Consider the following 22428-nt stretch of genomic DNA (forward strand, 5'->3'; position numbering starts at 1 on the left):
GCGTGGGTTCTTCGGGTACGTTTCATTGCTTTCTTTCTCTGCTTTCTGCCGCCTATCGGCTGCAAGGTTAAGCAAGAATATCACTTAAAACACTGTCCAGTTTTCCGGGTCCACCTCTAAATACACCGCGACTAAAGTGGCGAAGCCTTGAAAGTAACTTGCAGTAACTTCGTTATTGAGTAGTTTGAGTAGGCATTCCATATCGATGACCCTAAGTTATAAGTTAAGTGGCGCTGGATATAGCGACTCAATTTGGTTTAAAAAATATTCTGCCACTTGTGGTGCACTGGTATCGGCCAATTGCTGTTTTGCCAGGTCGAGCATGGTGTTCGCCCGCGGGTATTGACTTTGCTGCGTAGGGTATTGGTTGTGTGCAAAGGCATTACGCAATACCAGCATGCAGTGCATTTTGGTTTCGGCATCTGCTTGGGGCTGGGCTTTAAAGTAAGCACTGAGCAATTGTCCATGTTCACTGCCTTTGTAATGAGCATCTAGTCCGTAACGCTGGTGACTTTGCAGCTCAAACGCATGCAAGCGTTCAAATACTTGGAGGCGGCAACGTTGGTACGCTTCTAACTCTTTGGCAATCACTTCGCGCGGGATGTTGTGAGACGCGTAATAATTGAGCAAGCCTTTTAGGCGGCGATCTTTTAAAAATCGCCGAAACTCGCCAATTTTTTTAATGCGTATTTGTGCTTGGCTAATGGTTTTCCCGTGTATGGCCAATTGGTAAGACGTTTGTTTGTCTAGCAGTGTTTTATCTAACTGGTGCAGTTTGAGCTGGCTGATTTCTTGATTAAGGCCATGATTGAGCGCCAATAGTTGTTGACTGGCTAAAAATAGCACTTGGTCTTGAGTGCGTACTGCGCGGATGTTTTTCTCGTTCTGTTCAAACTTACGGTAGGCAGCCTGTTGTTGAGTTTTAGATTCTGTCGGGTACTTTTCTTGCAAATGCTCTTTAATTTTTGTGTGTAACGCGTTCGCAGAGCCGTAAGGCTGTTGTGTGTTAATAGCATGTGCGGATAACGCTTGAAACTGATTGGTTCTGTTGTCATATGCTTGTGCTACAAGTTTGTATTCACGCTTTTTTTCATAAACTACTTGTGGTTTATCTTGCAACACGTGTGTGTAATACAAGGCAATTAAATAGCTTGTATTGAGTTTTTCGCTTTGCTCTATCGCGTGTGTGAGTACGGCATGGTTGAGTTGCAGCAATGCATGCTTGATATACGGAAAAAACAGACCACGTGGTAAGTTCACAGGTTGAGCTTTGAGTTTTTCAATATGTCGTTTGACGTTAAAGTCTGGCTTGTCTCGGGTGGGGGTTTTTAACCAGTGGTAATGGCTGATATGACTGGCGTTTTGTGTAATATCGGTTTCTACCCTTTGCAAATAATGGGTTCGTGCGCGGTAATAGCTTTGATAAAAGCCAATAATGCCAGCATGACTTTCTTTAAGCACAGTAGCTAAAAAGGGATGGTTTTTTGATGCATCAGCATTATCTATTAGCTTCATCGCTGTGCATAAATTAGGCAGTTGGGCTTTGTCTCGGCCATAAAAAGCCAATCTTGCTTGTAGCTCGGCTACAATCAGGCTTGTTGGCTTACCTTTGTTGTCCGATTCATCTTGCGGTGGCTGAAAACGCACAATGTCATCTGCTAAATCTTCGCCCATCACGCCTGCTTTGACTGGACGTTGTTTTTTATCACCGGGTCGGTTGCTTTTATCTTTTTTGTCCGCACTGGTACTGCGTTCAAGCGCAGCTAATCGCTTTTCACCAATGTTCATTAGGGTGCTAATGGTTGAGAGCGCGTTGGCTTGATAACGACTGCGCTTGTTCATCAACGCATCTCTAATCACTTTTGGTATTTCATCCGGCATGATTGCTTGCTTGAGCGGACTGTATGTATATTGTTGTGTAAGGTCAAAGATGGCTTGCGATGTTGTGTATCGCGCGGGCTGTTCAGCAAGTTTATCAAAGCAACGATGCAAAGCCTCTTTATACTGTTGAAACACCAATTGCTCTATTGAACCTTGATGAAGTGCGGGATGCTTTTCACGTAGTAGCTGAAAAAACGACAGATGCAACATTTCATGTTTGCTTAGCCAAAAGTCGGGTTGCTCGTTTGAAGGTGATTTGTAACGATTTTCAATGGTTTCATGTGGTAAAAGTTGTGGATAAATTGCTTGGTTGGGCTTAACTACTTTAAGTGCAACATTGTCATCAAGCAGATGATAGTGCGGCGTAGTGTCTACCAAATATGGATTTAAATCAGCATTGGTGATTTCCCTATTGTCTTTAATCAGAGCTTGCCACTCTTGCGGAATTGGGGCCTGCTCCACCTCGTTTAAACGCGCGAAAGTATGCAGTTTTTGCTTGAGCCTGCGGGTGTCTTTCACATCGTCATAGAGCGTTTTTGGGTAGGCAGCAAAATAAAAATCACCTAAATCAATATGGAAACGTAACTTTTCAAATGCCTTGGTTTCATCAAAATAGCGCATCATCAAAGGTATAAAACGTTCGCCATGACGAATAAAAAGAATCTCGTTACCATCATCTGTCTGATTTTGCTCTGCATCTTCTACTGGGATTTCATAAGCCGCTTGGTCAGCTTTTGACAAGACTGGAAATAATAATGAAGGGCAGCGAGCGAGTTCGTTTAGCATATCCAACCCCAATGTTTGCGTATCAGTAGAGTTGTCTATACGTTCGTTTGGTAGCCGAATGCTGTAACAAGTAAATACTTTAAGCGTGGCTTTATGCGCAGCTGTATGGCTACTTTTGAAACCACTAAGCTGTTTTAAAAAATGATAGCTGTCCTGTTTGTTCAGGAATAAGCAAGTCAGAAAAGCACGACCATAGTCCGTAAAAAAGCCTTCACTGTCTGTAAAACAGTATTTGAATCCTGGATCGATAATTGATTTCGGCGCGTCTTTTGATTTGTCTGGATTCCGAATTTTTCGGCGCAAATGTTTGAGGTCATGTTCATTTAGCTGATGGCGTGTCTTGCAGACACGAACCGCCATATCGAAAATGTCATAAAGAAAGCCAACCAGATTTTGGTCTGGCGACTTTGGTGGATGATAGGCGTGAGTAGCATAGTTACGCTCATAGTTTAAGGTGCTTGCAAGTAGCTTAAGTAGAAATGCGTAATCATTTGGTAGCAAGCTGTATTCTTGAGATTTTCTAATATGCTTTTTCTTTTGGTCGGTCTCTGCTGTTTCCGTTTTAACTGAACTGAAATAGCGATATGCCATGATTCGACGTTGAAGACGCTCTATAAACCCCAAGCCTTTATTTAAGGCATTAATTGCTCGTAGAGGTTGCCTCGCATCCTTACTGTCTGATAGCAGTTGAATTATAGGATGGCTCTGTAGATTTTCTTCATCAATTACTTTTTTGCCAATTCGTTGAGCGATATCATTCAGCAATAAATGATAGTTGTGCGTGGCTTGATTTAAATAAGCTGCAAAGACATGTTTGTTTAACACCGGTCGCCCCTTTCCGAATGGACAGTTTTTTATTCTTTTCATTAAGCACAATTTATTTATATTAGTTGGCTTTGTGTAGCTTAACCAGATTGATGTTAGCAACTGCTTTATGCTAAATCAATCTGACCCCAATAATGTTGGGGTGCCTACGTCAATTAACGTAGTGATTGCATCATCTAACTATCCTAGTATATGCTCGGGAAAAACCGTGCCTTGTTCCCAACTTGGCTATTAATACTGAAGGATTGTTGATTGTCTACCCCGTCCGCTTCTGGATTGTCTACCGAAACCCATGCCGAGCCGATACAGCGTATCGTGAAAATTCGTCGCGACTATAACAATTGGGTGGCGAATGAGACGATAGAGGATTATGCCTTGCGTTATACGCCGCGGGCGTTTCGCAAGTGGTCTATTTTGCGGGTTTCCAATACCGCTTTGGGGGCGATTTCGTTTTTGGTGCTGGAGGCGATTGGCGGGACGATTACGATTAATTATGGCTTTCCCAATGCCATGTGGGCGATTTTGGCGGTGGGGTTGATGATTTTTTTAACCGGGCTGCCTATCAGTTACTACGCTGCACGCTATGGTCTGGACATGGACTTGCTGACGCGGGGGGCCGGGTTTGGTTATATCGGCTCGACGATTTCTTCGTTTATTTACGCCAGTTTTACGTTTATTCTGTTTTCGCTCGAAGCGGCGATTATGGGCTATGCGCTGGAGCTTTATTTTCATCTGCCTTTATATCTGGGCTATCTGGTGAGTGCGCTGATTGTGATTCCACTGGTCACGCATGGGGTGACGCTGATTAGCCGTATTCAAATGATTACGCAGCCGGTGTGGATTGCGCTGATGTTTTTGCCTTTTTTCGCGATTTTGCATGCCGACCACGATATTTTGCACCGCTTGAGTAGTTTTGCCGGGGTGCATGCGGAGGGTGGGCAGTTTAACTGGATGTTGTTTGGCGCGGCGACGGCCGTGGGCGTGGCGCTGATTCCGCAGATTGGCGAGCAGGTGGATTTTTTGCGTTTTATGCCGGCGCGCAACAAGGAAAACTTCTGGCGCTGGAATCTGGGTGTGTTAATGGCGGGACCGGGCTGGGTGATTCTGGGCATGCTCAAAATGTTTGCCGGGGCCTTGCTGGCGTATATGGTGTTTAACCGTGATATGCCACTCACTTCGGCGGTTAACCCAACCCATATGTACTGGGTGGGGTTTAGCGAGGTGTTTAGTAACCCTGAGGTGGCTTTGGCGGTGACCGCGCTGTTTGTGTGTGTGTCACAAATCAAGGTCAATATGACTAACGCTTACGCCGGGTCTCTGGCGTGGTCGAATTTCTTCGCACGGCTTACGCATAGCCATCCTGGCCGCATTGTGTGGGTGGCGTTCAATGTGATGATTGCCATTGTGCTGATGGAACTCAATGTGTTTCAGGCACTGGAAGAAATATTAGGGCTGTATGCCAATATTGCGATTGCCTGGATTGCGGCTGTGGTGGCGGATCTGGTGATCAATAAGCCGCTTGGTTTAAGCCCGAAAGGCATCGAGTTTCGGCGGGCTTATTTGTATGACATTAACCCGGTCGGGGTCGGCGCGATGTTTGTGGCCTCGGCAGTTTCTATCATTGCCTATACAGGCGCCATGGGTCCGCTGGCTCAGTCATTCTCGACGTTTATTTCGCTGTTCACGGCCATGCTGCTTTCGCCATTGATTGCATGGTATACCAAGGGAAAATATTATCTGGCACGGCAACGCCCTAAATATTTGCAACCCAGCAAGACGCAGCAATGTGTGATTTGCGAACGTGAATATGAAATGAATGATATGGCGCATTGCCCGGCTTATGGCGGCGCGATTTGTTCGCTGTGTTGCTGTCTGGATGCACGTTGCCACGATGCCTGCAAACCACAGGGGCGGCTGAGTGCGCAATGGGAGGCCTTGAACAAAAAGTTTTTGCCTCAACGTTTATGGCCACATTTAAATGGAGGCGTTGCGCACTTTTTGCTGTTGATGGTGATTGCAATGATTTTGTTTGGAGCCACCATCGGTCTGATTTACCTGCATGATGCGCTGACCATCGGCCGCGAATATCCCGAGCTGATGCAGTATTTTCGTTCAGGGTATTTGAAAGTGTTTGTTGCGTTGCTGTTTTTGGGCGGGATTGTGGCATGGTGGTTAGTGCTTACTTCAGCCAGTCGGCGGGTGGCGCAGGAGGAATCCAACCGCCAGACCGGACTCTTGCTGGAAGAGATTGAGTCGCACAAGAAAACCGATGTGCAGTTGCAAAAAGCGCGTCGACTGGCTGAAGAGGCTAACCAGGCCAAGAGTCGTTATATCACGGGCATCAGCCATGAGTTGCGCACGCCCTTGAACAGTATTCTCGGTTACGCCCAGTTGCTGACCAATGACGAGAGTATTCCGGCGCACCGGCGGCAGGCAATTAAAACGATCAGCCGTGGTGGTGAGCATTTACTCTCGCTGATTGAAAGCACGCTGGACATTGCCCGCATTGAAAGCGGCAAAATGACGTTTGATATCAAGCCGTTAAATTTCCCCGAATTTATTACCCATATCGTCAGCATGTTTGAAATTCAGGCGCAAAACAAAGGCTTGTCTTTTTACTTTGAGCAGGTGGGTACGTTGCCGGAGTATGTGCGTGCAGACCACAAACGCCTGATGCAGATACTGGTGAATATTCTCGGCAATGCGGTGAAATTTACCACGCAGGGCAGTGTGCGGTTTAAAGTCAGTTATGCGCGTGAAATTGCGCAAATCGACATTGAAGATACCGGGCCGGGCATTGCGCCTGATGAGGTTGAAAAAGTATTCGAACCATTTGAACGTGGGAGCGCGGCAGACAATGTGGGCATTGGCGGCACGGGCCTTGGCTTGACCATCAGCAAGCTGCTGACCGAGTTGATGGGCGGCGAGATTCATTTTGACAGCGTGGTCGGGCAGGGCACGCGTTTCGAGATTCGCCTGTTCCTGTCACAAATCCGCGAAACGGCACATCTGGCCAAGCAGGCGGTCCGTCAACATGTTGGCTATGAAGGACCGCGCAAAACTATTCTGGTGGTGGATAACGAAGCCGTAGACCGGGAGCTGCTGAAAAATACGCTGGAACCGCTGGGTTTTATTGTGCATGAAGCGGGCAATGGTCAGGTCTGTGTTAACACCTACCAGCAGGTGCGTGCAGATTTGATTTTGATGGATCTGGCCATGCCGGTGATGGATGGCTGGGAAGCCGCTTATATCATCCGTCAGGTCCACCAGTCAGCCATTCCGATAGCGATTGTGTCGGCCAATGCTTACGATAAAAATCTGGATAATCAGGCGCAGATTCCATCGCAGGATTTTTTTGTGAAGCCGGTGAACCTGGCCGAAATACTGGACTGGATTGGTAAATCATTGGCATTGAAGTGGCAGTATGCGGTGACTGCGCCACTTCCGCTGCCTGAGACGACTAGCAACATGGCAGCGGCAGATTTGCCGGTGATTGCGCCCGCATTGCTGGAAAATTTGATGCAATTTGCCCGCATGGGGTACGTTAAGGGTGCGCGTGAGGTGCTGGCGACCCTCACGCGCCAGTATCCGCAGCACCATACAATGATTAACGCATTGCAACAGGCCATGGAGCGCTTTGATTTTGCTAAACTGCAAAGCTTGATTGAGGAGTACCAGAAAAAATGACCAGTCCAAACCATACCGTATTGATTGTAGATGATGTGCCGGAAAATCTGGCCTATCTGCATGATGCGCTGGATGAGTCCGGTTACCATGTTTACGTTGCCAATTCGGGTGAAATGGCCTTGCAGGTCGCACACCTGATGCAGCCACAGGTGATTTTGATGGATGCCATGATGCCGGGCCTGGACGGCTTTGCCACTTGTCGCCGTATTAAGGCGGCCGCAGAAACCCAGCACATTCCCGTGATTTTTATGACCGGCCTGACTGAGGTCGAGCATGTCACCATGGCGTTTGATGCTGGCGGTGTAGACTATGTGACCAAGCCAGTGCGTCCGGCAGAAGTGCTGGCGCGCTTGCGGGCGCACATCCAGAATGCGACCAAAATGCAGCAGGCCACCTCGGCCCTGGACGCATTTGGCCAGGCCACGATTGCAATTTTACCTCAGGACAAGCGCCTGATTTGGCAAACGCCGTTGGCCAAGCATTACCTGCAGCAGTATTTTGGCGAATGGGCGGCCAAAGAGGCCGGTAACAGCGCACCTGGATTACCGCCCATGATTTACCAGTGGCTGGAAAGCTGCGTGCAGCAGTTTGCCAGTGGCTTGCCCATGCAGGGCCTCAACGTTAACCAGGGCAATGCCAGGCTCAGCATGAGCGTGGCTAACACCACGGAGGAGCAGTGGGTGGTGGTGTTGCGCGAGCACTCGGATGACGCGCAGATCGAGGCGCTGGGCAAGTTGTTCCAGCTGACCAAACGGGAGTCCGAAGTGTTGTATTGGATCGTCAAAGGTAAAACCAACAAGGATGTCGGCGAGATCCTGGGTACCAGCCCGCGCACCATCAACAAACACCTGGAGCACGTGTTTCAAAAACTCGGCGTTGAGACGCGCACAGCGGCAGCTTCTCTGGTCGCGTCTAAAATCAAATTTTAGGCAGACTGTGTATTAAAAAAACAGGCCAGCAATTGCTGGCCTGTTTGCTTTGCGGCTACGTCTTGGCCTAGAAGCTGTAGGTAAAGCCCACGCTGGTGACGTTTGAATCAAAGGTTTTTGAGCCGCCACCGGTGACATCGACTGCTGCTTTGTAGCGGTCCCAGCCCACGCGCATGGCGATATTTTTATCAAAGTGGTATTCGGCCCCCAGGCCATAGGTTGCACCGGTGTGCGTGGCATCGCTGTAAACAGGCAGGTCACCGCTCACCTTGCTTTTGGTCGAAGCTACCCCGAGTTTGCCATACAGGTTGAATCCGTCATTGAGTGGCACAAAGCCCACTGCGGTCAGGCTCAGTGCATCGGCCTTGACGCTGCCACTTACGTTATCTGTCACTTTACCAATGCCGGTGTACTGGCCCTCTATGCCAAAATAGTCATTGAATTTATAGCCAGCCAATGCGCCGACCACCGCCTGCTTGTCTTTATCAACGCCGCTGGGTGTGCGCAAATCCGGCATGCCAAGGCCAAGGTTGAGGCCGCCATAAAAGCCTTCTGCACTGGCGGGAAACGAGGTGCTTGCCAGTAAGGCACCGGTGATGATCAGGCTGCTGATTGCTTTCATGAATGGATTGGCCTTTACGTTATTTGGATTTGCTTTGCGCGAGGCGCAGGCCTTCTTCGACTTCTTGTCTGCGGCCTGCATCTGCATCTTCACGTCCGGCGCGGGCGGGGGCTTGCAAGGCTTTCTGGTAATAGGTCACGGCCTGTGCATACTCGCCCTGGGCGCGTAAAAAATCTGCATAGAAATAGTTGCTGTCTATGCCGGTCGGGTTCAGTTGCAGTGCTTTTTCAAGATATTCACGTGCTTTTTTCTTGTCGCCAAAGCCAATCGGCCAGCCGGGGACGCGGAAATACAGGGAGCCCAGCGTGGTATAAGCTGAGCCATGCAAGGCTTGTGGATTGGTGTTAATGCTGGCCAGCAATAAGTCACGGGCCTGTTCGGCTGCTTTCAAAGCATTGACCGGGTGCAGGGGGCCCATGCTTTTAGCGTAACCACTCAAGGTGATGGCTTCCCAGATCATCGCCTCGCTGGCCTCCGGATAGCGTGTAGACAACTGGTGTGCTTGCTCAACCAGGGACTTAAATGCTGGTTCCTGCTGGTCTTTGGCGGTTTGGTAGGTGGCCTTGGCCCAATTGTGCTGCAGGTTCGCAATTTCAGAACTCAGCGTTTCCTCCGCCAGCGCGCTACTGCCAAACAGTGCCAAACTGGCAATCATGATCCATTTTTTCACAACATTCTCCTCAGGGTAATAAGCCCAATCCAGCAAAATCGGTGCCAGTGTGCGGTCATGCCTGGCCCGGTAGCGATTGCCTATAAAAATCAAATAGATAAGAAATGGGCTCGCCAGGCGATGACACGCTTTGGGCCGATTGGTTAATCAATCCTGTCATTTTTGCAGGACATTCAGCAGGTGACTCTGCAAAAAATGCATGATAAGGTGGTCTGCAAAGCACGCTCACTTTGCCTTTGTGCCACAACACATTGAGGTGTGGCACTCTGCTGCGTGTGTGAGGTCTATCTTGCAGGAGGTCAATCATGACAGGTGAGCATGTTTAAATCGGCGCAATCGTTTGAAGCACTTTCACAACAGTATGGTGCGCGCTATAAATGGATGGTGTTGTCTATCGTCGGGATTGGCACGATTGCCGGTGTCTTGTGCACGTCCAGTTTTAACGTGGCCGTGCCAGCACTCACCCGTGACTTCCACCTGGGGCAGGACCGTGTGCAGTGGGCGATGACCGCTTTTCTCGCGGCCATGACCATCAGCATGCTGCCCGCTGCGTGGCTGATGGAACGCTTTGGACTGCGCCGGGTGTTTACTGCCAGTTTATGGTTACTGGTGCTAGCCAGTATTGCCGGATTTCTCGCCAAATCGTTTACGCTGGTGGTGATTGCCCGCCTGTTGCAGGGATTGGCCGCTGGTGTCTTGCAACCACTGGGCATCATGGCGCTCATGCGACTGTTCCCGCCGGATGTGCAAGGCCGCGCCTCCGGGATCCTGATTGTCAGTATCGCATTTGCCCCGGCGATTGCGCCTTCCATCAGCGGCTGGATGCTCGACCAGTTTGGCTGGTCTGCCATTTTTCTGCTGAGTGTGCCGTTTGCCTTGCTGGCAATATTTTCTGCATGGAAGTGGCTGCCTGCTCCACAACAAAAGCCAGTGAAACCCTTTGACTGGCTGGGTCTGGTGTATCTGGCCATGGCCACTATTTCGCTGATTGAGTTTGTTTCCAGTTTGCATCACAGCGGCCTTTACGCAGGCTGGACCTGGAGTCATCTCCTGCTGGCTGTCGGGCTGGTGGTGATTTACCGTCGCCACGCCCGTCGTCTGCCACACGCCATTATCCAGTTGCATCTGTTTGACAAGCCTACCTTTAGCCGTGGCACCTGGGTGGCCTTTGCCTACGGCTTTGGCCTGTATGCCTCGACCTACCTGATTCCGGTATTTTTGCAGCATACTCTGGCCTACACCGCGACCGCTGCCGGGGTGTTATTGCTGCCGTCAGGCATTGCGCTGGTGCTGACGATTCCGCTGGCCGGACGCATGGCTGATGTATATTCACCGCGCAGCATCACGCTCTGGGGTTTGTGGGTGTTTGGTCTGTCATTTCTGATGTTTGTATTCGCCGCACACACACTGCAATACTGGGAAATTGTGGCGGCCACTGTGGTTGGCCGCATTGGCTTAGGTTTGATCCTGCCTGCGCTGAACCTCGCTACCCTGCATGAAATGGAGGCGCACGAACTTGGCCAGTCATCCGTGGTGGTCAGCTATGCCCGGCAACTAGGTGGCGTGGTCGGCGTGACCATGATTGCCGTATTTGTAGAGTGGCGTGAGCATGTGCTTGGCAGCGTGGCCCCCGGTATTTTTACAGCTTATGCGCAGGGCTTTCTCTTGCTCTCCAGTGTGTTTTTCCTGGCGATTGTGGCTGCGCTGGGCATGAAAGATCACGTGAGGCGATAGTTTGCATGCCTCTTAATGGTGGCTAGCAAGGTCCGCGTGTTGTGTACTTGGATACACCCGCACCAGCAGTATTTTGGGCCCCGCCATTTTTTTGACCACCACATCAAACTGATCAAACCCAATGCGCTGACCTTCTTTAGGCAACTCGGTGAGCTTCCATAGAATAAGCCCGGCCACGGTATCGGCTTCTTCAGAGGCAATATCGATGCCCAGCGCGCGTTCAAGGGTGTTAATCGGCAAGGTGCCTTTACCCAGCAGGGAGCCGTCATCCAGCCTTGTCCACTCGCTTTGGGATGGTCTGAATTCGTCGCGGATATCGCCGACCAGCGCCGAGAGCAGATTGTCCAGCGTGATAAATCCAACCGGTGAGGTATCATCGTAGGCCACCAGCGTTAAATGCGGCGCGCCTTGTTGTAGCCGTCGAAATAGCGCCGTTGCGGGTGTTTCAGGGGTGACAAAGTGCGCAGGCCGGATCATGCTGCAGAGGTCGTTGAATGCAGGGTCTTTGCTCATGGCGATAAACAGGTCTTTGATATGTACAATGCCGACCACTTGGCCTGAACTGGCAATGAGCGGGTAGCGGCTGTAGCGATGTTGCGCGATACGTGCCAGCGTGCGCTTGAATGACTCCTCTTTAAACAATACGGCAGCCTCCTGAAACGGGCGCATCAGGTCAGAGACTTCCAGTTCGCGAAAATCAATCGATTGCGCCAGCACTTTCCACTCGCTTGCGCTAAAGTCCGCCGTCGGCCGCGAGCTTCTTAAAATAACCTTGAGCTCTTCCAGCGAGTATTGCCCATCGTTCCCCTCTTTGGGTTGTAGCTTGAGCGCTCTGATCACCAGATTTGCGCTCTGATTGAGCAGCCAGATGGCAGGAAACATCCCCCAGTAAAATGCAAACAGCCCGGGAGCCGTCCATAAGCCGATGCGCTCGGCCATGCGGATCGCCAGGGTTTTTGGCACCAGTTCCCCCACCACAATGTGCAAATAGGAAATACTGAAAAAAGCTGTGACGAAGGCAATGCCGGAGATTAGTTTTTCACTCTGAATGCCAACACTTACCAGTGCAGGCTCAATCAAAGCCGCAAAGGCAGGTTCGCCTATCCAGCCCAGCCCCAGCGATGCCAGGGTAATGCCTAACTGACAGGCGGATAAATAGGCATCGAGGTTGCCGTGTACCTTGGCCAATACTCTGCCACGCCAGCCCAGGCTTTTGGCAATGGTGCGCACGCGGGTGCTGCGCAACTTGACCATGCCAAATTCTGCGGCGACAAAAAAACCGTTGAGCAATACCAGAAAAAGTGCAAATACAATCGCGAGTACATGTTCTCCCATGCAGTCAATGTCCTTTTTTAATGCATCTGCCTGTGGTTAAAGTGCGCACGTATCTCCGATAGCCCGGCTTGAGGACTGGCAGAGATCGGGTTGTGGACAGGGGCGGGCAACGCCATACCGCCCATTAAAAAAACGGGCCACGGGCTTTTTCGGCGACTTCTTTGCTGACGATGGTTTTACCTATCGGGAACAAGGCAATGACGGCCAGTTTGATATGCTGGATGGCAAACGGAATACCAATAATCGTCACGGCACAACACAGTGCAGACGCCAGGTGGCCGAGCGCCAGCCACCAACCGGCAAACAGCAGCCATAACAGGTTGCCTATCAAGCCAAACACACCGGTGCCGATATCCTCTCTTTGCGTGAGCTGGTCACGGTTAACGGCTTCTTTGCCAAACGGAAAGAACGAAAAATTGCCCATGACAATACAGGCTTTGCCCCACGGGATGCCGATGATGGAGATAAAAGCGACGAGACCCGTCAGCCACCAGGCCAGGCCCATGAGGCCGCCGCCTAAAATAAACCAGAGAATATTGCCAAGTGTACGCATGTGCCTATCCTTTAAACCCTGACCATATCACGCGGCGGGGGCGGTTGTCAGCAGCAACCGCCAGGGGTGCATGGGCGAGGGCTGGAATCCTTGTCGGCGATAAAAGCGCTGGGCCGCGCTATTGTCGGCATCGGTGAGCAGGGTAATACGGCGTATTTGCTGCTCTTGCGCCATGGCAATGGCATAGTGCAGCAGCGCGCTACCGACGCCTTGGTTGCGATGTGCAGCCTGTATCACCATGTCTTCCAGCAGGGCCACCCGCCCACCCAGCGCGGTGGACATGGTGTAAAGCAGGCTGAGCATGCCGATGACTTCCCCTGCGGGGTTTCTTGCAACGATCACATGCCCGACAGCAGCGTCATGGAGGATGGCACTGAGCCCCATCTGTTGGGCCTCAGGGTCAGGCTGGAACTCGCTTTCCTGTGCAAACAGGTCCGAGAGCAGCCCGCAGAGCGCGGGGATATCGGCGGGGGTGGCAATGGCAATCATCATAAGACTGGGTGAGGCGTCGTGGCATTGAATGAGGAGCCCTTGATTAAACCACAGCAACAGGCCATCGTCACCCTGGCGTTTCCATCAGGATCGCCGGGTCGGACGCGCTGTCTCTGAGGCGTGCGGGTTTATTTTTCGACAAACGCCTTTTCGATGACGTAGTCACCGGGGATACCGATTTTGGGCGAGACCTGGAAGCCACGTGCATCCAGCAGGTTTTCGGTGTCTTTGAGCATTTGCGGACTGCCGCAAATCATGACACGGTCTTCTGCCGGGTTCAGTGGCGGCAGGCCGATATCGGTGAACAGTTTGCCGTTTTCAATTAAATCGGTGAGTCGGCCCTGGTATTTAAACGGTTCCCGGGTCACTGTGGGGTAATAAATCAGCTTTTGGCTGACTTCTTCACCGAGGAACTCATGTTGTGGCAGGGTTTGGCTAATAAACTCGGCATACGCCAGCTCGCTGACGGTACGCACACCATGCACAAGAATCACTTTTTCAAAGCGGTCATACACCTCGATGTCTTGAATCAGGCTCATAAACGGGGCGAGGCCTGTCCCGGTAGAAAGCAGGTATAAGTGTTTGCCGGGTTTCAGGTCATGAATCACCAGGGTGCCAGTTGGCTTACGCCCAACCAGTAGTTGGTCACCCACTTTGACATGCTGTAAACGGGAAGTGAGCGGACCATTCGGCACTTTGATACTGAAAAACTCCAGATGCTCTGCATAGTTAGGGCTGGCAATACTGTAGGCACGTGTCAGTGGCAGGCCATCGACCTCCAGGCCGATCATGACAAACTGGCCATTTTCAAAACGCAGGCTGTCTTCGCGGGTGGTTTTAATGCTAAACAGGCTGTCGTTCCAGTGGTGCACGCTCAGGATGGTTTCGCTCGAAAATTTGCTCATGGGTGAATCTCTTTCCTTACAAGGCCGCTGTCAATTGCGGAATGGCTTCAAACAGGTCTGCCACCAGCCCGTAATCGGCAATTTTAAAAATAGGCGCATCTGGATCCTGATTGATGGCAACCACCACTTTGCTGTCTTTCATGCCATATGCGTGCTGGATGGCACCAGAAATGCCCACCGCGATATACAACTCAGGCGCCACTACCACGCCGGTCTGGCCGACTTGCAGGTCGTTAGGCGCAAAGCCTGCATCCACCGCGGCGCGGCTGGCGCCGATGGCCGCATGCAATTTATCGGCCAGAGGTGCCAGTACCTGGGTAAAGGCATCCGCGCTCCCTAATGCGCGACCACCGGAAACCACCACTTTGGCGGCGGCCAATGGTGGACGCTCGGATGTGTTGAAGGCTTCTGCCACCCAGCGGCTGCCCTGTGGCGCGGCAGGCACTGTGACGGTTTGCGTGGCTGCGCTGGTGCCAGTGGCGGCGGCTGCAAACTTGCTGCCACGCACGGTCAATACCTGTTTGGCATCGCTGCTTTGCACGGTGGCCAGTACGTTACCGGCATACATGCCGCGCACATAGGTGTTGGCGTTAAGGATTTCCAGCACGTCGGACAGCATGTTCACATCGAGCAAGGCCGCCACACGTGGCAACAGGTCTTTGCTGAAGGCGCTATGCGCAGCCAGCACGACGCTGTAATTAGCCGCCAGCGGTACAATCAGCGCAGCCAGGTGTTCTGCTGTGGCATGCTGCAAAGCCGCATCGGTCGCGACCAGCACCTGGCTGACCCCTTGCAAGGCAGCTGCCTGCGCGGCCAGTGTCTCCGTGTGTGATGCCGCAATGAATACGTCCACTGGCTGTTGCCAGTGTTGGGCTGCGGTGATGGCACGCGCCACTTGTGCGTTCAAATGCTGGCCGTCATGTTCGGTAATAATCAATGTTCTCATGGCAGGATTCCCTCATGCGCCCGCAATTTACTCAGTAATTCATGCACGTCTTTGACCATCACACCCGCCGGGCGCTCGGTGGGGGTGGCTACTTTCAGTAGCTCTACACTGTTGGTCAGTGACAAGTTGAGCGTGTCCAGTGCAAGGGTTTCAATCGGTTTTTTTCGTGCCATCATCAGGTTAGGCAATTTGACATAACGCGGTTCGTTCAAGCGCAGGTCGGCAGTGATCACTGCTGGCAGATTGACGCTCAGGGTTTGCGTGCCGCCGTCAATTTCCCTGATCACGGTCGCCTGATTGTCGGCAATGCTGATCTGTGATGCATAAGTGGCTTGCGGCAACTTGAGCAAGGCCGCCAGCATCTGCCCGGTCTGGCCTGCATCATCATCGATGGCTTGTTTGCCTAGCAAAATCAATGCAGGTTGTTCGCGCTCAGCCACCGCTTTCAGTACCTTGGCCACCGCCAGCGGTTGCAGGCTGTCCGAGGTTTCCACCAGCGTGGCACGATCTACACCCATGGCCAGCGCGTGACGCAAAATGTCCTGGTTGACCTGCGTACCGATGGTGACGGCGACAATCTCGGTGGCGATGCCTTTTTCCTTGAGGCGGATGGCTTCTTCAATCGCGTTTTCGTCAAACGGGTTTACGCCCATTTTGACGCCTTCAATATCCACAGCGGAACCGTCAGGCTTGATACGGACCTGAATGTTGTAATCCACGACCCGTTTGATCGCGACCAATATTTTCATTTAAGACTCCTTGAATCAGTTGCTGGCCATTATAGGCTCACGTATAATATTTATTAAATTGATAATTAAAATAATATATATCTATTTAATAGATTAATGATGCCGAGTTTAAAATGCGATGAGATATACATTCAGGCAATTAGAAATTTTTGTAGCGATCAGCCGCACAGGCAGTGTTTCCCGGGCCTGTGAATTACTGGCGCTTTCGCAGTCGGCGGCCAGCACCGCTTTGATTGAGCTGGAAAAGCAATTTGAAGTTCAATTGTTTGACCGGGTAGGTAAAACTTTGCGCATTAACGAAACTGGTCAGCAGTTGCTCCCCAGAGCCGTGGAGTTGTTGGACCGCGCCAGCGAAATAGAGCAGATGTTGCAGGGGCAGCAAAGTGTTGGTCATCTGAAGATCGGGGCAACGCTGACGGTAGGCAACTATCTGGCGACGTTGCTGGTGGCTAAATTTTTACAGCAAAACCGGCAAAGTCGGGTTCAGTTGCAGGTGCATAACACCCGCACCATCGTCGAACAAATTGCCAACCATACTCTGGATCTCGGCATGATTGAGGGCGAGTGTAACCATCCGGATCTTGAGGTGGTGCCATGGATCGCCGATGAACTGGTGATGTTTGCAGCGCCCGACTATCCGCTGGTGCGCAACATCAAAGGCGCGCAGCACATAGATCGGGCAATCCTGCTGCAACAGCCATGGATCCTGCGTGAAAAAGGGTCTGGTACGCGTGAGACTTTCGACCGCGCTTTTCAGCAGGATTATTCGCGGCTGCATATTGCGCTTGAACTTGAGCATACCGAAGCCATCAAACGGGCCGTAGAGTCGGGTTTGGGCATCGGCTGCATTTCCCGGCTGGCGCTTAAAGATGCTTTTCGTCGTGGCAGTCTGGTGCCAATTAGCTGTGATTCGCTGCAATTTAATCGAAATTTTTATTTTTTATGGCACAGGCAAAAATACCAAACCGCAGGCATGCGTCAGTTTTTGGCGTTGTGTCAGGCCTTTACCGCAGGGGTAAGCCGCAGCGACCTGATCCCGCTCCCTGAAATTGCCTGAGAAAGGTCCCTAATGCCTTGGAGAACAAAATGTCCAGAGATGTGATGGAATATGATGTGTTGATTGTAGGGGCGGGCCCCGCCGGGTTGTCGGCAGCCATACGCCTGAAACAATTGTCGCAGGCAAACAATCAGGAGCTCAGCGTATGCGTGCTGGAAAAAGGTGCCGAAGTTGGCAGCCATATTTTCTCGGGTGCCGTGCTTGACCCCAAAGCGTTGCAGGAATTGTTTCCAGACTGGCAGGCATTGGGCGCGCCGTTGCACACGCCCGTCAATCAAGACACGTTTGTGGTGCTGGGCGAAGAAAAGGCATGGCCCCTGCCTGCCTGGAGTTTGCCGCCCCTCATGCGTAATCATGGCAATTACATCATTAGCCTGGGCGAAGTCTGCCGCTGGCTGGCAGGACAGGCGGAAGCGCTGGGCGTGGAAATTTATACCGGGTTTTCTGCGCAAAGCCCCAGTTATGATGCACAAGGGCGCATGAGCGGTGTGATCACCGGTGATATGGGGCTGGACAAGCAAGGCCAGCCCACGGCCAATTACACGCCGGGCATTGAAATTCGTGCCAAATACACCCTGGTGGCCGAAGGCACGCGCGGCTCGCTGACCAAACAACTGGAGGCCCGTTACGGGTTGCGTGCTGCCTCCAGCCCAGCCAAGTATGGTATCGGCTTTAAAGAGGTGTGGCGCGTAAAACCGGAACATCACCAGAAAGGCCTGGTTGCGCATACTTTGGGGTGGCCATTGGATGCCAGCACGGGCGGTGGCGGCTTTGTATATCACCATGGCGAACATCTGGTGTCGGTCGGTTACGTGGTGCACCTCGATTACCGCAACCCTTATGTGTCACCCTTTGATGTGTTCCAGACCTATAAAACACACCCCAAACTCAAGGCCTTGCTGCAAGGCGGCCAACGCCTGAGTTATGGCGCGCGCGCGATTTCCGAAGGCGGCGTGCAATCCTTGCCGGAAATGGTTTTTCCGGGTGGGGTGTTGCTGGGCTGCAGTGCGGGCCTGGTCAATGTGCCTAAAATAAAGGGCACGCATTACGCCATGAAATCCGGCATGCTGGCGGCCGAATCCGTCTTTGAAGGCATTGTCGAGGGCAGCCCGGAAGTGTTGACGAGTTATCCCCAAGCACTACGTGCTTCCTGGGTCTGGCAAGAGTTGTTTGCCGTGCGCAATGTCAAACCTTATCTGTCCCGCTGGGGTACCTGGGCGGGAACGCTGTTGGGCGGTATCGAGATGTGGCTGGCTAGCTGGGATATCCGTTTGCCGTGGACACTCAAACACAATGCTGCGGATCATGCCACGCTGGCTGAAGCGTCGCAAAGCCGTCAGCCGGTCTACGCCAAACCGGATGGCGTGCTGACGTTTGATAAACTCAGCTCGGTCAGCTTGTGCAATATCAGCCATGATGATCAGCAGCCGTGTCATTTGAAACTGGCCGTGGCCGACCGGGCTGTGCGCGTTAATCTGCCGCGATTTGCTGGGCCTGAACAGTACTATTGCCCGGCAGGTGTGTATGAGTTTGTTGAACAGGCGGGTGAGAAAATCCTGCAGATCAATGCGCAGAATTGCATTCATTGCAAAACCTGCGATATCAAGGACCCGACCCAGAATATTACCTGGGTGCCCCCTGAGGGCGGCAGTGGGCCGAATTACGTGTCACAGTAACTGAGGATATTTACCTCCTAATCACTCACGCTTGCTAATGATTAGGATTGTGTAGACGGCCCACTGCCAAGAGGGATCCAATGTCATGACTGTTTGTATTGCGTTGTGAGGTTTCTTTTCGCCTCTCGGCGAGTCACTTTTTTTGCTTGCACAAAGAACAAGTCACCAAAAGAAAGTGCAGCCCAGCTTCCGCGTTATCCTTGCGCTACTCGGTTTGTCGGGCGTCCATCGAAACTCAACCTGGCAGCTCACAAAAGTCGTGAGCTGCTGCGTGATTCGGACAGCCTATGACCGAGAACTCGCGCCAACCCTGCGTTGCACTGATCTAATCAAAGCGTGCGGCAGATGGGGCCCCCGGAATGGATGCGTGCGAGATTTGCATTTTACAAGCAGCTTATCAATTTATACTGTGGTGAGTTGTTTCAATCAAACACACAACATCTAGTTTTCTCCCTCTCCTTGCAGGAGAGGGCCGGGGTGAGGTGGTGGGGTCCCCATCTGCCGCGCCGAGTAGCGCAGGCAAAATAAGATCAAGCGAGCGGTTGTCTGAATCCCGCAGTGGGCTGCGGTGTGTGCAGCCCACTAGGATGAGTTTCGCGAGCGCTTATTTTGGTGAGCAACGCAGGATAAAAGCGGAAGTTGAGGTGCACTTTCTTTTGGTGACTTTATCTTTGTGCAAGCAAAGAAAAGTGACTCGCCGATAGGCGAAAAGCAACGTCACCTATTACTCACTATATAAGAGCCAATGCTTATCCAATCAAAGAAAAGCACTCTTAATAAGGGCGAAATAAATAATGCATTCATCCAGCCACCACTCAAAAGTGAATACAATCCTTGTTAGCTAAAAAAAGTAAAAAGGAATGTAAGCGCTCAGCGTTTTTGCTTGAGCGCTATAAAGGCAGCAATCCAGCCGATGACCGTGGAGATACACAAGATAAATCCACCGATATTCACCAGGTGAAACACCAACTGGAAGTCACTCTGGTAATTATTGGCCAGGAGTTGTACAGGCTGTTTGAGTGACCATACAATCCCAGCCAGCAACAGCACGGCAATGATGCCTCCGCCCAGACCGTAGGCGCTACCCATATACAAAAATGGGCGACGGATGAAGCTGTGGGTGGCGCCGATCAGGCGGCTGACCTCAATTTCTGCCTCATGGGTAAGTACCTGCATGCGCACGGTATTGCTGATCACTGTAATCATGGCAATCCCCAGCAATAGGGCAAAAATCAGCGCAATCCGCTTGCCCAGATTCAGCATGCTGTGTAGCCGCTCTATCCATACACTGTCCACCACCAGCTCTTCGACTTCGCTGCGTTTATGCAAGGCATCCTGTACCGGCTTGACGGTGGCTGGCTGGGTGTCCACCAGGGTCACAAACAAGGCATCCGGCAGCGGGTTTTGTGGCAGGTCCGCCAGCATGTTTTTTTGCGAGAACTGCTGGCTGAGTTGGGCCAGTGCATCATCTTTGGAGACATAGCGCACTTCTTTCACTTGCGGCAGGGCCTGCGTGTCATTGATCAGCCGCTGGGTCAGGTTGCCATTCAGGTCCGCTTTGAGAAATACACTGATCTGCGCGTCCTGCTTGATATTGCGGGCAACGCCTTGCAGATTGTCTATGCTGACAAACAGTAAGCCTGGCAGGGTGACCGTAATGCCGATCACCATCCAGATAATCAGGGTATTCAGCCAGTGTTCGCGCAGCCGCAGGCTGACCAGTTGCATGGTGTGCATATGTTGATTGAACCAGTTCTTCATCCTGCCATCCTTACAAGATCGCCCCCTGCGCAGGCAGGGTGCTGACCATCTGATGGTCGATATGGAGTGTGCGGTAGGCAATCGCGCTGACTTGCGTGACATCATGCATGGCAATCACCACGGTCACGCCCACGTCATTAAATGCTTTTAATAATTGCATGATTTCGAGCGCCGCCGTTTTGTCGAGACCACCCGTCGGCTCATCTGCAATCACAATCGAAGGGCGGCTCACCACGGCACGCGCAATGGCCAGCCGCTGTTGCTCACCGCCGGACAAGGTGATGGGCAGGGCTTTTTCTTTGTTGAGCAGGCCGACTTTGTCGAGCGCAGCACGCACCCGGCGGGCCGCTTCATCGCCGGTGATGCCCTGGATGCTCAGTGGCAGCGCCACGTTGTCAAAGCTGTTGCGGTCATAAAGCAGTTTGTGGTCCTGAAATACCAGGCCAAAACGCCTGCGCAAGTAAGGCATGGCATTCGCATGCAATTGGCCGATATTTTGCTGGTTGATTAAAATATTGCCGCCGGTGGGCAACTCTATGCCCGCCATCAGTTTTAGCAATGTGCTTTTTCCGACGCCAGAGTGGCCAGTGACCAGCACAAAGTCGCCTTTGTCTATTTTAAAACTGACCTGGCGAAACAAATGCGCGCTATTGGGATAACGCATGCCGACGTTGTCAAACACAATCATGGCAGGTTGTTTGGGTGCAATACTCATAGCGAATTAATCATCCAGCAGGGCATCAACAAACGCTGCCGCATCAAAAGGGCGCAGATCATCGATGCTTTCACCTACACCGATAAACCTGACAGGAATCTGGCGCGCAGATTGCTGGCTCAGGTGGGCAATCGCTGCAATCACGCCGCCTTTGGCCGTGCCATCGAGTTTGGTCAGCACCAGGCCAGTGACGCCCAGCGCGTCATGAAAGGCTTTGAGCTGATTGACTGCGTTTTGCCCGGTGTTAGCATCCAGAACCAGTAAAATTTCATGCGGTGCGCCCGGCAGTGCTTTGTCGATCACGCGCTGCACTTTCTTGATTTCGTCCATCAAGTGCAACTGGGTGGGCAGGCGGCCTGCGGTATCGGCAATCACCACCTCTATTTTTTTTGCCATGGCTGAATTCACTGCATCGTAAATCACCGCCGCCGGATCGCCACTTTCTGAAGCCACCACATGCACGTCATTGCGATCCCCCCAGACTTGCAGCTGCTCTCTGGCCGCGGCCCGGAAAGTATCACCCGCCGCGATCAGTACGCTGTTTCCTTCTGCTTGCAGGCGCTTGGCCAGTTTGCCAATGGTGGTGGTTTTACCAGCGCCGTTGACCCCTACAATCATCATCACAAATGGCTGGTGGGTTTTCACATTCAGCGGCTGTTGTAAAGGGCTCAGCAGTTCCAGCAAGGTTTCTCTGAGGGCGCCCTTGAGTGCGTGTGTATCTTGCAGGTCCTGACGTTTGACGCGCGCGCGCAATTGTGCAAGAAGATGTTGCGTGGCATTGATGCCCACGTCTGAGGTCAGCAGGATGGTTTCCAGCTCTTCATAGATGTCTTCATCGATTTTGCCGCCACCGAATAAAGCACTCAGTTGTCCGCCCAGTTGTTGCCGGGTTTTCGCCAGGCCATTTTTCAGGCGTTGCGTCCAACTGGTACTTTGTTCTTCGACAGGCACTGGCGCTGTCTTTTTTTCTTCGACGTGCGCAGGCGCAGTCTCGGCAGATTTTTTAGCAAATGGATTGAACATGGCAGGTCAAAACGGATTAATATGACTATTTTAAGCCCAATCGCATTTTATCGCCATGACAAAGCCGGACAATACCAACTGC

At 51.8% G+C, this 22428-nt stretch carries 17 protein-coding genes; 5 read left to right on the top strand and 12 right to left on the bottom strand.

Annotated elements, in window-relative coordinates:
• Nucleotides 1-216 precede the first annotated feature (216 nt).
• Entirely contained in the window at nt 217-3492 is a 3276-nt protein-coding gene (cas13b, locus tag Q9291_RS02890) for a type VI-B CRISPR-associated RNA-guided ribonuclease Cas13b (RefSeq protein WP_306388495.1), read from the bottom strand.
• A 252-nt stretch (nt 3493-3744) separates the two neighbouring features.
• Between cas13b and Q9291_RS02895 the strand changes: the two genes are divergently transcribed.
• Both Q9291_RS02895 and Q9291_RS02900 read left to right on the top strand, forming a co-directional pair.
• A complete protein-coding gene (locus Q9291_RS02895; RefSeq protein ID WP_306388496.1) occupies nt 3745-7179 on the top strand; it encodes a hybrid sensor histidine kinase/response regulator in 3435 nt (1144 codons plus the stop codon).
• Nucleotides 7176-8108 carry a response regulator transcription factor gene (locus Q9291_RS02900; protein ID WP_306388497.1) on the top strand — a complete coding sequence of 311 codons (933 nt, stop codon included), beginning with the start codon at nt 7176-7178 and terminating at the stop codon, nt 8106-8108. Before Q9291_RS02895 ends, Q9291_RS02900 begins: the two co-directional genes overlap by 4 nt.
• Nucleotides 8109-8175: 67 nt before the next feature.
• On the opposite strand, the gene Q9291_RS02905 is transcribed toward Q9291_RS02900, so the two are convergent.
• Nucleotides 8176-8730, bottom strand: coding sequence for a porin family protein (locus Q9291_RS02905; RefSeq protein ID WP_306388498.1), 555 nt, complete (start codon nt 8728-8730; stop codon nt 8176-8178).
• Between the two features lie 19 nt (nt 8731-8749).
• Nucleotides 8750-9400: a tetratricopeptide repeat protein gene (locus Q9291_RS02910; RefSeq protein ID WP_306388499.1), complete on the bottom strand. Its 651-nt coding sequence runs from the start codon at nt 9398-9400 to the stop codon at nt 8750-8752.
• A 318-nt stretch (nt 9401-9718) separates the two neighbouring features.
• Between Q9291_RS02910 and Q9291_RS02915 the strand changes: the two genes are divergently transcribed.
• Entirely contained in the window at nt 9719-11134 is a 1416-nt protein-coding gene (locus tag Q9291_RS02915; RefSeq protein ID WP_306388651.1) for a DHA2 family efflux MFS transporter permease subunit, read from the top strand.
• Nucleotides 11135-11146: 12 nt separating this feature from the next.
• Here the strand turns inward: Q9291_RS02915 and Q9291_RS02920 are convergent, their stop codons facing one another.
• From Q9291_RS02920 to Q9291_RS02945, 6 genes are all read right to left on the bottom strand, one after another.
• Nucleotides 11147-12469 (bottom strand): hemolysin family protein, encoded by a 1323-nt coding sequence (locus Q9291_RS02920; RefSeq protein ID WP_306388500.1) that lies wholly within the window; start codon nt 12467-12469, stop codon nt 11147-11149.
• 124 nt (nt 12470-12593) lie between these two features.
• Complete coding sequence (locus Q9291_RS02925; protein ID WP_306388501.1) at nt 12594-13022, bottom strand: YccF domain-containing protein; 429 nt, start codon at nt 13020-13022, stop codon at nt 12594-12596.
• Nucleotides 13023-13049: 27 nt separating this feature from the next.
• Nucleotides 13050-13514, bottom strand: coding sequence for a GNAT family N-acetyltransferase (locus Q9291_RS02930; RefSeq protein WP_306388502.1), 465 nt, complete (start codon nt 13512-13514; stop codon nt 13050-13052).
• Nucleotides 13515-13642: 128 nt separating this feature from the next.
• Nucleotides 13643-14419, bottom strand: coding sequence for a ferredoxin--NADP reductase (locus Q9291_RS02935; RefSeq protein WP_306388503.1), 777 nt, complete (start codon nt 14417-14419; stop codon nt 13643-13645).
• A gap of 16 nt (nt 14420-14435) precedes the next feature.
• On the bottom strand, nt 14436-15365 hold the full coding sequence (locus Q9291_RS02940) for an FAD-binding protein (RefSeq protein WP_306388504.1): 930 nt from the start codon (nt 15363-15365) through the stop codon (nt 14436-14438).
• On the bottom strand, nt 15362-16114 hold the full coding sequence (locus Q9291_RS02945; protein WP_306388505.1) for an electron transfer flavoprotein subunit beta/FixA family protein: 753 nt from the start codon (nt 16112-16114) through the stop codon (nt 15362-15364). Before Q9291_RS02945 ends, Q9291_RS02940 begins: the two co-directional genes overlap by 4 nt.
• A gap of 118 nt (nt 16115-16232) precedes the next feature.
• On the opposite strand from Q9291_RS02945, the gene Q9291_RS02950 reads away from it, so the two are divergent.
• Both Q9291_RS02950 and Q9291_RS02955 read left to right on the top strand, forming a co-directional pair.
• The gene (locus Q9291_RS02950; RefSeq protein WP_306388506.1) at nt 16233-17171 is read left to right on the top strand and encodes a LysR family transcriptional regulator; all 939 of its coding nucleotides are present in this window, start codon (nt 16233-16235) and stop codon (nt 17169-17171) included.
• Between the two features lie 29 nt (nt 17172-17200).
• On the top strand, nt 17201-18847 hold the full coding sequence (locus Q9291_RS02955) for an electron transfer flavoprotein-ubiquinone oxidoreductase (RefSeq protein ID WP_306388507.1): 1647 nt from the start codon (nt 17201-17203) through the stop codon (nt 18845-18847).
• A gap of 870 nt (nt 18848-19717) precedes the next feature.
• On the opposite strand, the gene ftsX is transcribed toward Q9291_RS02955, so the two are convergent.
• Genes ftsX through ftsY form a run of 3 tightly spaced genes read right to left on the bottom strand, consistent with a single transcriptional unit; the run spans nt 19718 to nt 22346 of the window.
• Nucleotides 19718-20608, bottom strand: a complete 891-nt coding sequence (ftsX, locus tag Q9291_RS02960) for a permease-like cell division protein FtsX (protein ID WP_306388508.1) — start codon at nt 20606-20608, stop codon at nt 19718-19720.
• Between the two features lie 10 nt (nt 20609-20618).
• Complete coding sequence (locus Q9291_RS02965; protein ID WP_306388652.1) at nt 20619-21296, bottom strand: cell division ATP-binding protein FtsE; 678 nt, start codon at nt 21294-21296, stop codon at nt 20619-20621.
• A 33-nt stretch (nt 21297-21329) separates the two neighbouring features.
• A complete protein-coding gene (gene ftsY, locus Q9291_RS02970) occupies nt 21330-22346 on the bottom strand; it encodes a signal recognition particle-docking protein FtsY (RefSeq protein WP_306388509.1) in 1017 nt (338 codons plus the stop codon).
• Nucleotides 22347-22428: the final 82 nt, after the last annotated feature.

This window comes from Methylophilus aquaticus (genome assembly GCF_030769565.1).
In the GTDB taxonomy this organism is placed as follows: Bacteria; Pseudomonadota; Gammaproteobacteria; order Burkholderiales; family Methylophilaceae; genus Methylophilus; species Methylophilus aquaticus.

What these genes read in the sequence shown, in the direction of transcription:
- Q9291_RS02900 (WP_306388497.1), top strand. Translation starts at nt 7,176, where the DNA reads ATGACCAGTCCAAACCATACCGTATTGATTGTAGATGATGTGCCGGAA.
- Q9291_RS02905 (WP_306388498.1), bottom strand. Translation starts at nt 8,730, where the DNA reads ATGAAAGCAATCAGCAGCCTGATCATCACCGGTGCCTTACTGGCAAGC.
- Q9291_RS02915 (WP_306388651.1), top strand. Translation starts at nt 9,719, where the DNA reads ATGTTTAAATCGGCGCAATCGTTTGAAGCACTTTCACAACAGTATGGT.
- Q9291_RS02920 (WP_306388500.1), bottom strand. Translation starts at nt 12,469, where the DNA reads ATGGGAGAACATGTACTCGCGATTGTATTTGCACTTTTTCTGGTATTG.
- Q9291_RS02925 (WP_306388501.1), bottom strand. Translation starts at nt 13,022, where the DNA reads ATGCGTACACTTGGCAATATTCTCTGGTTTATTTTAGGCGGCGGCCTC.
- Q9291_RS02930 (WP_306388502.1), bottom strand. Translation starts at nt 13,514, where the DNA reads ATGATGATTGCCATTGCCACCCCCGCCGATATCCCCGCGCTCTGCGGG.
- Q9291_RS02935 (WP_306388503.1), bottom strand. Translation starts at nt 14,419, where the DNA reads ATGAGCAAATTTTCGAGCGAAACCATCCTGAGCGTGCACCACTGGAAC.
- Q9291_RS02940 (WP_306388504.1), bottom strand. Translation starts at nt 15,365, where the DNA reads ATGAGAACATTGATTATTACCGAACATGACGGCCAGCATTTGAACGCA.
- Q9291_RS02945 (WP_306388505.1), bottom strand. Translation starts at nt 16,114, where the DNA reads ATGAAAATATTGGTCGCGATCAAACGGGTCGTGGATTACAACATTCAG.
- Q9291_RS02950 (WP_306388506.1), top strand. Translation starts at nt 16,233, where the DNA reads ATGAGATATACATTCAGGCAATTAGAAATTTTTGTAGCGATCAGCCGC.
- Q9291_RS02955 (WP_306388507.1), top strand. Translation starts at nt 17,201, where the DNA reads ATGTCCAGAGATGTGATGGAATATGATGTGTTGATTGTAGGGGCGGGC.
- ftsX (WP_306388508.1), bottom strand. Translation starts at nt 20,608, where the DNA reads ATGAAGAACTGGTTCAATCAACATATGCACACCATGCAACTGGTCAGC.
- Q9291_RS02965 (WP_306388652.1), bottom strand. Translation starts at nt 21,296, where the DNA reads ATGATTGTGTTTGACAACGTCGGCATGCGTTATCCCAATAGCGCGCAT.
- ftsY (WP_306388509.1), bottom strand. Translation starts at nt 22,346, where the DNA reads ATGTTCAATCCATTTGCTAAAAAATCTGCCGAGACTGCGCCTGCGCAC.